Origin of the sequence: Helicobacter sp. 12S02634-8, from assembly GCF_002272865.1 — a bacterium.
Taxonomy (GTDB): domain Bacteria; phylum Campylobacterota; class Campylobacteria; order Campylobacterales; family Helicobacteraceae; genus Helicobacter_J.
On record NZ_MLAP01000018.1, the window covers coordinates 1 to 14106 of the forward strand.

General features: G+C 44.2%; 13 protein-coding genes. 8 read left to right on the forward strand and 5 right to left on the reverse strand.

The window, feature by feature from the left end; translation table 11 throughout:
• A partial coding sequence (locus BKH46_RS08645; protein ID WP_143428945.1) for a hypothetical protein occupies positions 1-1444 on the reverse strand: 1444 nt, incomplete at its 3' end.
• A gap of 608 nt (positions 1445-2052) precedes the next feature.
• On the opposite strand from BKH46_RS08645, the gene BKH46_RS08650 reads away from it, so the two are divergent.
• Positions 2053-3132, forward strand: a complete 1080-nt coding sequence (locus BKH46_RS08650) for an NAD(P)-dependent alcohol dehydrogenase (protein WP_095226442.1) — start codon at positions 2053-2055, stop codon at positions 3130-3132.
• Positions 3133-3257: 125 nt separating this feature from the next.
• On the opposite strand, the gene BKH46_RS08655 is transcribed toward BKH46_RS08650, so the two are convergent.
• Positions 3258-4271: a bile acid:sodium symporter family protein gene (locus tag BKH46_RS08655; RefSeq protein WP_216358713.1), complete on the reverse strand. Its 1014-nt coding sequence runs from the start codon at positions 4269-4271 to the stop codon at positions 3258-3260.
• A gap of 57 nt (positions 4272-4328) precedes the next feature.
• Positions 4329-5057, reverse strand: coding sequence for a flagellar type III secretion system pore protein FliP (gene fliP / locus BKH46_RS08660; RefSeq protein ID WP_095226452.1), 729 nt, complete (start codon positions 5055-5057; stop codon positions 4329-4331).
• A 168-nt stretch (positions 5058-5225) separates the two neighbouring features.
• Between fliP and glmU the strand changes: the two genes are divergently transcribed.
• The 6 genes from glmU (at position 5226) to BKH46_RS08690 (ending at position 11959) form a co-directional block, all read left to right on the forward strand.
• Entirely contained in the window at positions 5226-6638 is a 1413-nt protein-coding gene (gene glmU / locus BKH46_RS08665; protein ID WP_095226443.1) for a bifunctional UDP-N-acetylglucosamine diphosphorylase/glucosamine-1-phosphate N-acetyltransferase GlmU, read from the forward strand.
• Between the two features lie 96 nt (positions 6639-6734).
• Positions 6735-7073, forward strand: coding sequence for a sulfur carrier protein ThiS (gene thiS / locus BKH46_RS08670; protein WP_095226444.1), 339 nt, complete (start codon positions 6735-6737; stop codon positions 7071-7073).
• A complete protein-coding gene (argC, locus tag BKH46_RS08675) occupies positions 7073-8083 on the forward strand; it encodes an N-acetyl-gamma-glutamyl-phosphate reductase (RefSeq protein WP_095226445.1) in 1011 nt (336 codons plus the stop codon). The genes thiS and argC overlap by 1 nt, the downstream gene beginning before the upstream one ends.
• A gap of 1 nt (position 8084) precedes the next feature.
• Positions 8085-8831, forward strand: a complete 747-nt coding sequence (locus BKH46_RS08680) for a UDP-2,3-diacylglucosamine hydrolase (protein ID WP_095226446.1) — start codon at positions 8085-8087, stop codon at positions 8829-8831.
• A gap of 169 nt (positions 8832-9000) precedes the next feature.
• Complete coding sequence (locus BKH46_RS08685; RefSeq protein ID WP_095226447.1) at positions 9001-11466, forward strand: chemotaxis protein CheW; 2466 nt, start codon at positions 9001-9003, stop codon at positions 11464-11466.
• Positions 11456-11959, forward strand: coding sequence for a chemotaxis protein CheW (locus tag BKH46_RS08690; RefSeq protein WP_095226448.1), 504 nt, complete (start codon positions 11456-11458; stop codon positions 11957-11959). The genes BKH46_RS08685 and BKH46_RS08690 overlap by 11 nt, the downstream gene beginning before the upstream one ends.
• Before the next feature lie 8 nt (positions 11960-11967).
• Here the strand turns inward: BKH46_RS08690 and BKH46_RS08695 are convergent, their stop codons facing one another.
• On the reverse strand, positions 11968-12729 hold the full coding sequence (locus BKH46_RS08695) for a hypothetical protein (protein ID WP_095226449.1): 762 nt from the start codon (positions 12727-12729) through the stop codon (positions 11968-11970).
• 59 nt (positions 12730-12788) lie between these two features.
• Here BKH46_RS08695 and serB point away from each other — a divergent pair, with 59 nt between their 5' ends.
• Entirely contained in the window at positions 12789-13412 is a 624-nt protein-coding gene (serB, locus tag BKH46_RS08700) for a phosphoserine phosphatase SerB (protein ID WP_095226450.1), read from the forward strand.
• A gap of 461 nt (positions 13413-13873) precedes the next feature.
• Here serB and BKH46_RS09685 read toward each other — a convergent pair.
• On the reverse strand, positions 13874-14106 hold a 233-nt coding region (locus tag BKH46_RS09685; RefSeq protein ID WP_216358714.1), incomplete at its 5' end, for a hypothetical protein.

Sequence of the window (14106 nt, forward strand, 5' to 3'; positions counted from 1 at the left end):
CTTTGCTAGAGTCGGTAGTAGGGCGTTTTGTGGCAAAGGTGAGTGTGGAGGCAGTGTGGGATTCATCAATATCGCCCACATCAGAATTAATCAGAGTGATCGCAGCCTTTTGGTCACCAGTGATATTGCCCTTGATGGTGGAGGCAATGGCTGTGAGGGAGTTCTCAGTAAGTTCATTAGTCTTGCCGTGGAGGTTATTTGGCAGTATGCCCCAGCCTTTGGTGCTGACATTGCCTGTGATGGTGCTTTGGTCTAGCTTGAGCTGCATCCAAGAGCCTCCATTGTTGGATATATTCCCCTCTAACGTGCCTTTATTCATATCAAGATAGATATTGCGCTTGCCGTGGTCATCGTTGCCATATGCACTGATTTCGAGCTTGGCTTTGGCATTATCTTTGATATTGATTTTGAGTTCATTACCTCCTGCTGCTATCATCGTGCCCTCTAGGAGCGTGTTTGAGCCCTCGATAGTAAAGGTTGTCTTTGGCTGACCGGCAAATTGAAAATCAGCAATACTCGTGGAGTCTTGCTTGAAGTCGATATAACCCTTAGCGCCATTTTTGAAGGTAAAGTTCCCTTGACCGAAGTTATAATAAATCTGTGCGTTCTTGCCATCAAAGCCTTTGAGTGCATAGTCCTTACTAGAAGAGTTGCCATCAAAGCCTTTGAGTGCATAGTCCTTACTAGAAGAGTTGCCATCAAAGGTATAGGTTTGGGTGAGGTTAGTGGCACTGTTTGAATTTCTGAATATACCATAACGACCAATATTGCCCGTGAAAGAAGAGTTGGTGAAATTCATATTTAAGGCCGACATAACTCCTGTGGAGTTGTTAGTCAAATAAGCGTTGCCTTTGAAGTTTGCGTCATTTTTGAAAGTAAAAGTATTCGTGCTAGCTTCTACGACAACATCTCCGACTAAAGCATAGCCTTTGAGCTTGCTGTCACTATCGCCCGTATAAGAGCCATCAAAAGTAAAAGTCCCTTTGGAGTCAGCGTAAGTATCTGAGGTAGCGTTGAATATCATACCTTGATACACAGAGTTTTTGAAATCTAAGGTCACGCCATTGCTAGCAGATTTGTTTTCACCACCATACCAATAGAGGTTTTGCCCCTCGCCCATAATGTAGTCATACACAGGGCCGTGGTTTGCAGGCAGCCATTGTGTTTCTACGGGGTGTTCCATACCATCTTTGACAACAGCTTTGAGAGCTTTCATTTCAAAAGGTATGCTCGCAGTGATTTGAGCAGATTTTCTATCAAAAGTAAAAACATCGTTGTTGGTAGGAGCGTTTGCAGCTTTGCCGATGAAGATGTTGTTGGTATCTAGCCCCGTGCCACTGACAGAAGCGCAAGGGCTACTGCCGTTGCTAGGGTCACAAGTTTCAGTGACTTTTACGGGTCCTTCTGAGTTTGGGACGACTCCGTAAGCTTGCGAAGCAAGCAAACTTGAGAGGATCAGAGAGATGGGGAATAAGAAATTTTTAGAAAATTGGCTTTTTAGGGATTTCGCCCCCCCCCACCACAGAAGCTAGGGGTGTGCTAGCTTGGGGAGTTTTGTCGTTTGGAGTATGCATTTCAAATCCTTTGTTCAGCTTTGATTTTTAAACTCGATATTAAAGACAAAGTTTATTTAAAATAAGCTTAAAGTTTATAAATATTTGGAAAGATATGTGTAGAAAAGTGAAAAAAACATAAAAAAGATAGCTAAAATGCAAGCAGATATGAGCTGTTTGAGGGCTTTGGGCTGAAAAACTTCGGGGAGTTTTTTGTTTGGGGGAGTTTGGGGGGAATTTTGGGTGCTTTTTTTGGGGTGGGCTTGGAGCTTTCAAAAAAAAGGGGGGGGGGGCTAGGGAACTTTAAGGGTATGGAGCTTTGGGGGGCTTTGGGGATATTTGCTCTTTTGTCATCAAGAGGGAGTAAAATATGAGAATCACTCTAGCAGTGCTAGAAATCTCAAAGATTTTTCAAGGATTTAAGGGTTCTTAAGAATTTTAAGGACTTTTAAAGAGAAATAAAAATATTTGAAGAGAAATAAAAAACAAAGGACAATGTATGCAAACACAAAATACACAAAACGCGCAAAGAATCCCTGCAAAGGGCTATGCAGTCTTTGGTAAGGACAAAAAATTCGAGCCTTTTACCTTCAGTCGCCACCCTTTGGGCGCGCAAGATATTTTAGTCGAGATACTCTATGCGGGGATTTGTCATAGCGATATCCATAGCGCTAGGAGCGAGTGGCATGAGGGGATTTATCCGATGGTGCCCGGTCATGAGATCGCAGGGCGTGTGGTGGCCGTGGGCGAGGGGGTAGAGAAGTTTAAAGTGGGGGATTATGCGGGGATTGGCTGTATGGTGAATTCTTGCGGGGAGTGCGCGGCGTGTAAGAAGAGTCAGGAGCAGTTTTGTGAAAATGGTAAAACGGTATTTACTTATGATTGCTTGGATTATTTCCACGATAATGAGCCCCATTATGGCGGGTATTCCGATAAAATCGTGGTGAGTGAGAAATTTGGTATTTGCGTGCCAAAAAATGCACCATTGGAGAAAGTCGCGCCTTTGTTGTGTGCGGGGATTACGACTTATTCGCCTTTGAAATTTTCTCAAATAGGCAAGGGCTCTAAGGTCGGGGTCGCGGGCTTTGGAGGGCTGGGGAGTATGGCTGTGAAATATGCTGTGCAGATGGGAGCAGAGGTCGGGGTTTTTGCTAGAAATGACAAGAAAAAGCAAGCAGCACTTGCGATGGGCGCAAAATATTTTTATACTTCCACAAAAAATGTCGCGCAAAAATATGACCTCATCATTTCAACAATTCCCACGCCTTATGATGTGATGGATTATGTTAAGTTGCTAGGTTATGGAGGGGAGCTAGCGATTGTGGGGCTGCCTCCTGCAGTGCTTGCGCCTAAGATTGATACTTCTGCGCTTGTCTGGGCGGCTAATCGCAGAGTGTATGGGTCTTTGATCGGAGGGATCAAGGAAACGCAAGAAATGCTTGATTTTTCGCTAAAAAATCATATTTATCCTGAAACGGAGGTGATTTTGGCTAGTGAGATCGATAGGGCTTATGAAAATCTGACTACGGGCAAGGCGGGGTTTCGCTATGTGATCGATATGAAACGATCGGGGCTGTGAAAGGGCTTTGAAACAAGAGCTTTAAAAGAGTTAAAACAAGGCTGTAACAAGGTCTTTGAAAAAAAGGGGGCGCTAGAAAGGCTTTGGGCTTGTGATTATTCGTGATTTTGGGGCATGCGGGGCTTTTAGGTTTTTTGGGAGTTTTGGGTTTTTTGGACTTTGTGAGAAAAATAGTTCGCTAGCAAGCTGCCTGAGATATTATGCCAAATGCTAAAAATCACAGCGGGGATTGCTGCTAGGGGGTAAAGCGCAAAATGGCTCACAGCGAGCGTGGTGGCTAGGCCTGAGTTTTGCATACCCACTTCGATACAAAAGGCACTTGCTTGCGAGAGAGGGAGGGCAAAAAGACGTGCGATGAGATAGCCAAAGGCATAGCCCAAAAGATTATGCAAAATCACAACGCACAAGATGAGCGCCCCAAAGTCAAAGAGTTTAGAGGCGTGTGCTGCGACAATTGAAACGATGATTGCTGTGATAGCGATCGCTGAGAGCAAGGGCAGGATACTTGCAAAGTCGTGCGAGAATCGCGGGAAAAATCTGTGCAGCAGTGCGCCTAAGGCAATGGGAAGCAAGATGACTTCAAGGATAGAGATAAACATAGCGAGCATATCGACTTGGATACTTTGGCTTGTGAGTAGGAATATCAGAAAGGGCGTGATGATGGGGGCTAGGAGGGTTGTGAGCGTTGTGATACTCACAGATAGGCTCACATCACCCTTGGCTAGGTAGGTGATGACATTAGAGGCCGTGCCAGAGGGGCTAGCGCCGATGAGTATCACGCCTAAGGCCAGCTCTAAGGGCAGAGAAAAAATATGCACAAGGCCAAAGGCCAAAAGGGGCATGACACTAAACTGCGCTAGCACGCCCAAAATCACAGCTTTAGGGCGTAAGAAAAGCTCCTTAAAATCGCTCATACGCAAGCTCACGCCCATACCAAACATCACAAGCCCTAGCAAAAACGGGATAAAATCTGCTCGGATCACACTAAAACTCTTGGGCCATAGCCACGCTGAGACTGCAGCGATGATGATGATAAAAGCGAGGTATTTTGTTACAAAAACAGCACTTGTGCGCAAAAATTTTATCCATTTTGACCACTTGAGCCATTTAGACCATTTAAACCATTTGGGCCACGACATTTGTGTATCCTTTGCTCTGTTCTTTGCTCTGTCCTTAAAAATGATTCAAAACTCGTTCTATTTGAAGCTAGCCACGAGGTTGCCTATGAGCAGATTGAATCCATCGACAAGCACAAAAATCAAGATTTTAAAAGGCAATGAAATCATCACAGGAGGGAGCATCATCATACCCATTGCCATGAGGATAGAACTCACGACCATATCGATCACCAAAAAGGGCAGATAGAGCAAAAAGCCTATCTGAAAGGCAGTTTTAAGCTCGCTGATCATAAAAGCAGGCAATAGCACAGACAAGGGCACATCATCGACACTCTGGGGGTTGGGGAGGTTGCGTATCCTAAAAAAGAGGGCGAGGTCTTTTTCGCGCGTGTTTTTCATCATAAAGTCTTTAAAGGGCTTGATACCTCTTTGAAATGCGATGTCATAGCCGATTTTATTTTCCATATAAGGCTTGATACCTGCTTCATAGCCTTGCTTGGCTACAGGCTCCATAATAAAAAAAGTCAGCACCAAAGCTAGGGAGATGAGGATTTGCGTGGGCGGGGATTGCTGCGTGCCTAGGGCTGTGCGCAAAAATGAAAAAACGATGATTAGGCGCGTAAAACTTGTCATGACAAGCACCAAAGAGGGCGCGAGCACTAAAAAGGTCAAGATCACAACGATATTGAGCGTGGTGACAAGCTGTTTAGGGCTAGAGGGGGCTGAAAGAGAGAGATTGATAGTCGGAATCGTCGGCTCAGCACCTAGGGCGATCGCTATCCCAAAAGCAAATACCATCAATAACATCAATCCTGCTCTCAAAAACGCTCCTCTTTCATAAATCCCTATTTTTTTGTGAATCCATATTTTGGGTATTACCATCAAAACAAGGCAATCATTTGCAAAATCATTTAGTAGTATAGACTGAATTGTGTTAAAATTTTATAAAACCTAAAAGCGAGGGAAAAGGGAATTATGTCTGTTTCAGTGATTATTTTAGCTGCTGGGGCAGGAAGCAGAATGCGCTCTGCTTGCCCTAAGGTGCTACATCAAATCTGTGGCAAAGCGATGTTGGCTTATTCGATCGAAGAAGCCCTTAAAATCAGTGATGATGTGCATATTGTGCTGTTTTTTCAAGCAGCCCAAATCCAGCAATATATCACAGATACCTTTAGCCAGCATAGCGCGCATATCACTTTGCATTACCAAAACCATAGCAAATATCCGGGGACAGGCGGGGCCTTGATGGATAATAAAGATAATGGGGATAATAAAGATAATGGGGGCGATATTCAAGGCACTATGAAAGGCGACATAGGCGATAACAAGGAAGAAAAAAGCCCTTTTGCTATGCGCTATGACAAGGTCTTAATTCTCAATGGCGATATGCCCTTAATCACAAAAGAAGCGCTCCAACCTCTTTTAAAATCTCAAAGTCCCATTGCCTTAGGGGTCTTTGAGCTTGAAAATCCCACGGGGTATGGGCGCGTGATCATACAAGAAGGGCAGATCACACAAATCATCGAAGAAAAAGACGCGCAAGAAGCCATCAAGGCCATCAAGACTATCAATGCAGGGGTGTATGCACTCGATCAAGCGATCCTAGCGACCTATCTCCCAAAGCTATCTTGTCATAACGCCCAAAATGAATACTATCTCACAGAGCTCATCGCCCTAGCAGCGCGTGATAAAATCTCCATAGAGCCCATAGCGCTCAATCCTAAGAACTTTATGGGGGTCAATACGCAATCTGAGCTCGCTTCTGTGCAAGATATGATGTTAGATACTTTGAGAAAAAAGGCGATGGATCAAGGCGTGGTGATGCATTTACCCCATACGATTTATTTAGAGGCGCAAGTGTGCTTTGAGGGGGCGTGCGAGATTGAGATGGGCGTGGCTATCAAGGGCAAGAGCCATATCATTGATTCACATATCAAAGCCCATACAATCATAGAAGACAGCACAATCAAAGACTCCCATATCGGCCCTTTAGCCCATATACGCCCTAAATGCGCGATCACAAAAAGCCATATCGGGAATTTTGTCGAAGTCAAGGCGAGCCATCTTGATGGGGTCAAAGCAGGGCATTTGAGCTATTTGGGGGATTGTGAGATTAGTGAGGGGAGTAATGTTGGTGCGGGCGTGATTACTTGTAATTATGATGGCAAAACAAAACATAAAACCATCATTGGAAAAAATGTGTTTATCGGGAGTGATACGCAATTGGTCGCGCCTTTAAACATTGCTTCAAATGTTTTGATTGCTAGTGGGACAACGATGACTAAAGACGCTAAAGAGGGGGATCTTGTCCTCTCAAGAGTGCGCCAAGAAAACAAAAGCGCAGGATTCTGGCATTTTTTTAAAAAAGACATCGCTAAGGATTCATAGCAAAGAGGTATCAACCAACTCTTGGAAAATTTTGGATAATATCTCAAAAACTTGCGTTGCAAGCGAGTGATTTGAAATCAAAATATGGAGAAAAGTATGGAAATCATCATCAATGGCGAAAAAAAGACTTTTAGCAAACCTCTGAATATACAAGAAATTTTATGTGCGCTCGATATCGAATCTAAAGTCGTAGCTGTCGCGCTCAATACAATGGTCGTCAAAAAGCAGCAATGGGGAGAGGTTATCCCCAAAGATAACGATAGGCTAGAGTTTTTGCAGTTTATGGGTGGAGGGGCGTGCGAGGCAAGCAAAATCATGGGCTCTGAGGGCGTGAAGTGTGCGAGCTCTAAGGGCGTGAGTGCTAGGGGCGTGGGTGCCAAAGGTGCAAGTGTTGAGGGCGTGGGTGCTAAAGGTGCGAGCCTTAAGGGGCAATGATGGAAAAAATCCCTGTAGGTATCTTGGGCTGTAGTGGTTATACGGGGCTAGAGCTGATTAAAATCCTCCTAGCCCACCCTATATTTGAGCTCAAATATATCAGTAATTCTTCAGGCGATGAGTCTTTGAGCGCAATACACCCCTCTTTAGCAGATGTGCTGGATATGCCTGTATCAAAGTCTGATACGCAAGCTGTCTGTGAGGTCTGTGATTTGGTGTTTTTAGCCCTCCCGCATAAAAGCGCGATGGGATTTGCCAAAGAAATCCTCTCCTATGGCAAAAAGGTCATTGACCTCTCTGCAGACTATCGCCTCAAGCTAGACAACTACGAACACAACTACCACACGCCCCACACAGACCCCCAAAATCTCGCCCACGCTGTCTATGGGCTGATTGAATACGCAAGAGAATCGATCCAAACAGCGACTTTGATCGCTAATCCGGGTTGCTACCCTACAGCCACATTATTGGGCTTGCTGCCTTTTTTGCCGTTTTTGGAGCCAACAAGTGTTTTTGTGGATGCAAAATCAGGCGTGAGTGGTGCGGGCAAAAAGCTCACACAAACCTCCCATTACCCCACTATCAATGAAAATACCTTTAGTTATGCCCCCTTGAGCCATCGCCATCAAATCGAAATCGAAGAAAAATGCGAACTTTTAGGACACCAGCCCTTGCAAGTCAATTTTATCCCCCATCTGCTCCCACTCACAAGGGGAATGCTCGTGAGTATTTTTGGGCGACTCAAAGAAGATATTGACCCCATGGAGGTCTTAAATGTGCACTATGGCAATGAAGCATTTATCCGTATCAGAAATGAGCCTGTGATGGTTAAAAATGTCTGTGGGAGTCATTTTTGTGATATTTTTGCACTCAAAAGGGGCAAAGATCTCTATATCAACACAGCTATAGACAATCTCTTGCGAGGGGCAAGCTCTCAGGCTGTTGTGAGCGCTAATTTGATGTATGGACTCCATGAGGGGCTAGCAATCCCAAAGATAGGTTCGATCTAGCTTGATACCCATACCACATATCCGAGATGACGCTGTTTTTATCGCTGATGCGCATTACACACAAGAGCGTAACCAACTCATCGGCTATCTCAACACTCTGATTGCTAATCCTGTGAGTCAGGTGTTTTTGATGGGAGATATTTTCCATCTTTTGATCGGACATATCCCATCAAGCCAAGCCCAAAATCAGCCCTTAATCGATACTATCAATATTTTGAGTCAAAAAACTGAAGTGTTTTATTTTGAGGGCAATCACGATTTTGGTATCAACACTGCCCTTTTTCCATCTATCAAACTCTATCCTAGAGCCCTCCAGCCCGCACTTTTTAGCTATCAAGAGCGATATTTTCTCCTAGCCCACGGCGATATTTTTCTCACACGCACCTATGAGGCTTATATCTGCACTCTCAGTAATCCTTTGGTTTTGAGCCTTTTGAAGTGCATAGACAGGCTGAGCTTTGGGAGAATCTATCAAGCCATCGCCAAAAAAATCAACCAAAAGCCCATCAAAAGCCTAAAATTAAACGCAGCACAACTCCAAGATTTCAGCACCCAAAGACTGCAAAAATACGCAGCCTTTATGCAAAAAAATCACTTGCCAGCGCCCTTTGGGGTCGTTGTTGGGGTCATTGAGGGGCATTTCCATATCGGGGAGAAGACACAAGAGTATATCGCCCTGCCCTCCTTTGCTTGCACGCAAGAGGTTTTAAAGATGGAAGTTCTAAAAATGGAAGTTTTGAAAAAATAGAGGTCTTGCAGTGAAAGCCCTAAAATAAAAGCCCTTGAAAAATAAAGCCCAAAATCCACGCCCAAGCTCTAAAAGATAGCCTTAAAATATTTTAGCGCCCTTAAAAAGAGCTTTTTAATAAAATAATTGTAAAATGCAAGGAGTTCAATTCAATGCAAAGGGACATCAGATGGACGATATGCAAGAAATAATGGAAGATTTTTTAATCGAAGCATTTGAGATGATCGAACAGCTAGACCAAGACTTAGTCGAGCTAGAAAACAGCCCACAAGACCTAGAGCTACTCAATCGTATCTTTAGAGTAGCCCATACCATCAAAGGTTCTAGCTCTTTTTTGAACTTTGATACCTTGACCCATCTCACGCACAATATGGAAGATGTGCTCAACAAAGCAAGAAAAGGCGAACTCAAAATCACATCTGATATCATGGATGTGGTCTTGCAATCTGTGGATTTGATGAAGGCATTGCTGATTAAAATCCGTGATTTAGGCACTGATAGCAATAGTGGTGTTGATATTTCTGGCGCTGTTTCAAGGCTGCAAGCTATCTCTGAGGGACAAACCCCGCCAACGACCCAAGCCACCACCCAAGCCACGACTGCCCCTAGCCATACTGATACCCCCACGCAAGCAAACACCACGCAAGCCCCTTTAGCTGATGGGGCTAATAGTGCTGATGATGGCACTGCTGAAAAAGAGGTCGATTATTCCCAAATGAGCGCACAAGAAATCGAAGATGAAATCCAAAGACTACTCAAAGAGCGTCAAGAAGCTGACAGATTAAAACGTGCACAAAAACTCTCAAACACCCCCGCGCCTAGCCATACTGATACCTCCACACAAGCCAACACTACACAAGCCAACCAAGCGCAAGAGCCTGTATCTAAAAATCTCCCACCTCAAGAAGCGACAAACTCCACCCATCAAGCCAAAAGCTCTGAAACCACCAAACCCAAGGCTGATGATGGCAAATCCCCCTCTATCGGGTTAGAACAAACCGTGCGTGTTGATGTGCGTAGGCTTGACCATTTGATGAACCTCATCGGGGAGCTTGTTTTAGGCAAAAATCGATTGATTCGTATCTATGGCGATGTTGAAGAGCGCTATGATGGTGAAAAATTCCTTGAAGAGCTCAATCAAGTCGTGTCTTCAATCTCCACGGTCACAACAGACCTCCAGCTCGCTGTGATGAAAACGAGAATGCAGCCTGTAGGCAAGGTATTCAATAAATTCCCTCGCATGGTCCGTGATCTCTCTAGAGAACTCAATAAAAACATCGACCTAGTCATCACAGGCGAAGAAACCGAACTTGATAAATCCATCGTAGAAGAAATCGGCGATCCTTTGATCCATATCATCAGAAATTCTTGCGATCACGGGATTGAAACGCCCCAAGAAAGAGAGGCCATAGGCAAGAGCGATGTAGGTAAGGTTGAGCTCAAGGCTTATAACGAAGGGAATCATATCGTGATCGAAATCGCTGATGATGGCAAGGGATTAGACCCTGATATGCTCAAAGCAAAAGCTATCGAAAAGGGCGTTATCACCGAGAGAGAAGCTGATAGTATGAGCGATAAAGAGGCCTTTGGGATCATATTCAAACCCGGATTTTCTACAGCCAAAAATATCTCCAATGTATCGGGCAGGGGCGTGGGAATGGATGTGGTGAAAACCAATATCGAAAAACTCAATGGCATTATCGAAATAGAATCTGAAAAAAATGTCGGCACAACCCAAAAACTCAAAATCCCCCTCACACTCGCTATTATCCAAGCCTTGCTTGTGGGCGTGCAAGAAGAATATTATGCAATCCCGCTTTCATCTGTGCTTGAAACAGTGCGCGTGAGTCAAGATGAAATTTATACCGTTGATGGCAAAAGCGTTTTAAGGCTACGTGATGAAGTCTTGTCTTTGGTGCGGCTTGCTGATATTTTCAAGGTCGATTCGATCTTAGAAGCAACGCGTGAAGTGTATGTAGTCATCATCGGCTTAGCCGATCAGAAAATCGGCGTGATTGTGGATTATCTCATCGGACAAGAAGAGGTTGTTATCAAGTCTTTGGGCTATTATCTCAAAAACACTACAGGTATCGCAGGGGCAACGGTGCGGGGAGATGGGAAGATCACTTTGATTGTCGATGTGGGTGCGATGATGGAAATGGCAAAAAATGTCAAAGTCAGTATCAATAAACTCATCGATGAAGCTGAAGCCTCTAGGGTCAAGAACTCCATCAGTGATTATATCGTGCTAGCTATTGATGATAGCAGCACAGATAGGGCTATCATGAGAAAATGTCTCAAACCCCTAGGTATCACGGTCTTAGAAGCATCCAATGGACTAGAGGGGCTTGATTTAGTTAAAAATAGCGATAAAATCCCTGATGCGATTCTTGTAGATATTGAAATGCCTAAAATGGACGGCTATACCTTTGCGACTGAAATCAGAAAATATAATAAATTTAAAAACCTCCCACTCATCGCAGTCACTAGCCGCACGAGCAAAACAGACCGCATGCGCGGGGTAGAATCAGGCATGACAGAATACATCACCAAGCCCTACACACAAGAATATCTCACCAATGTAGTCAAGCGCAATATCAAACTCAACACAGATGGAGTCTATCATGAGCAATAAAACTTTGAAAGATATTTTTGATAAGCAAAGAGAAAATAACAAACGTTTCAATCGCGAAGAAGAAATCGAAGATGTGTTGCAAGTGATCGGCTTTATCGTGGGTAATGAAGAGTTTGCTGTCCCGATTTTAAATGTCATTGAGATTGTCAAGCCCATTGAGCATACACGCGTCCCTGGCACACCTAGCTATGTGCTAGGCGTATTCAACCTCAGGGGCAATGTATTCCCGCTCATCAACCTCAGGGCAAAATTTGGAATCCCCCCTGCCAAACAAGACAAAGACACACGCTACCTTGTCGTGCGCCATAATGACCAAATCGCAGGCTTTGTCATCGACAAACTCACCGAAGCTATTCGTATCAAGCAATCTGACATCGACCCCGTGCCCGAAACCTTGGCCGAACAAAACAATCTCATGCAAGGCGTAGGCAAACGCGAAGACAGACTTGTTACAATCCTTAAAATCGATGCACTGCTTAAAAAAGATTTTTGATATGGGCGCTAAAGAGATCTTGGGGCAAGGCTATGGATCAAATCACTCACAAAGGTATTTTTAGCCCCTGAAAGATGTAAGTTGGGGCAGAGCTTGGAGAGCTGGGTAAAAAGTGTATGATTTGCCTTGAGTGCGTCATATGCAATCGCTTTCTGATAGCTGCTAGGAATATCAAAGCCCAAAGAATCTGCTTGGATTTTTGCACACAATGTGCCATCATAAATAGGGAAAAACCCGACCATACCCATCGCCCCACTCCCTTTAGCCACTGCTTCAAACTCTGCTAAAAACCTCTCTGCTGCTTGGGGGCAAAACGCGGGCTGACTGATGATAATCCTAGCGCCATTGGCAATCTTTTTTTCTAAAGATTTTTTGGCCTCTGTGTCTAAAATCAAGCTACTCCCACAAACCACCAAGCTCTCTTTCCCCAAGATTTCTTTAGCTATCTTTGCCATCGCCCCACCATCAAGATCCCCTTGTGCGCGCCTATCCCCACCGATCACAGCCACTGCATCAAACCCCGCATATTTCAAGCCCAAAAGCAAGCTCTCCACCCGCTCCACTCTCCTGCCTGAAGCTGCGATACTAGGGATCATACGCACATCAAAAGAATCTCTAAGCCCCAAAGCTGCCATACAAGCTTCTGGCGTGGGCTTGCCCTTAGGGCTATCAGGGATAATCACAAAATCTGCCCACAAGCAAGCAAGCCAAGAAGTTAGCAAATTTTTGTCTGCCTCAAGCCCTTGAGGGATATATTCTAAACTCAGCATTTTGCCTCCATTTTAGGTAGAATTATACAAGACTTCATCGAAGAAACCCAAAGGAGGTGATGATGCAATTAGCTGTGTTTGACTTTGACTCCACACTGATAGATGGAGAAACTATCGAGTTTTTAGCACACAAGCAAGGCGTGTTTGAAGCAGTGAGCGCTATCACGAAACGAGCGATGGCAGGTGAGCTAGATTTTTATGAAAGCTTGCAAGCGCGCGTAAAATTGCTCCAAGGCATGCAAGAAGCCCAAGCAATCCAAATCTGTCAAAACCTCCCCCTCATCAAAGGCGCCAAGGAAGTCGTATCAGGCCTAAAGCAAAGGGGATATAAGGTCGTGTGCTTGAGTGGGGGGTTTAAGTTTGCTACAATGCATTTCAAAAATGTGCTCGGACTTGATGGGGAGTTTAGCAATATATTGCACTGCAAAAATGGCCAGCTCACGGGGGAAGTCGGGGGCGAGATGATGTTTAGTTTCTCAAAAGGTATGATACTACGCACTCTCCAAGACCTGCTGTGTATCCCGCCGGATAAGACCCTTGTAGTCGGCGATGGTGCTAATGATGTGAGTATGTTTGCGCACGCAAAGAAAAAAGTGGCCTTTTGCGCTAAAGAAATCCTCAAAGCCCACGCTAATATTATCATCGATACTAAAGATTTGCGCGAAGTGCTCGCTTTTGCGTGAATTTATTGATTCCAAGGTTTTTTTAAAATACTTTTTTTCTTTTCAAAAAAGGGGTTTATCCACCCCTAACCCCTCCTTGCCTTTTGTATTTGCCTTTGCGTGCAGAGGTAAGGTGGTTTTTAGGGGGATTTAGGGGCACAAAGCTTTAAGCTCAGCCCCCTTTAGCCCCTTAATGCGTAAGCAAAAAGGATTTTGCAATCCAAAAGAGTTTTTTATTTCTCTTTTTCAAAAAAGACTTTTTCTCTTTTAAAGGCTTTTATTTTTTTAATCTCAAAAAAGGGGTTTATCCACCCCTAACATAATGGGTGGGTGGGTCAAAACCTTAACCCCGAAAAAACTCTTTTTTTCGGCAAACAAGGAGGGGAAGCTCGCAACTTCCTTGCCTTTCGCCTTTGTTTTTTGTCTTTGCCTTTCACCTTTGCGTGCAGTGGGTGGGGGTAGGTTTTAGGAAGGGGGGGGGGCTAGCTTGGACTAAATAGAACCCTCCCCCTCCTAAGAAAAGAAAAACTTTTAGATTTTATATTCCAAAAAACCCTTTGGTTTAATTTTGTTAAAAAAATACAAGATTGAGTGCAATCTATAACCCCTTTGAAAAGCCGTTTAAAACACCTTGAAAAATCTTTAAAAACTTTTTGGAGTATCAATGTAGCACCCATTGTATTAAAGCCTTTTAAAATGCCTTTAAATGAGTTTT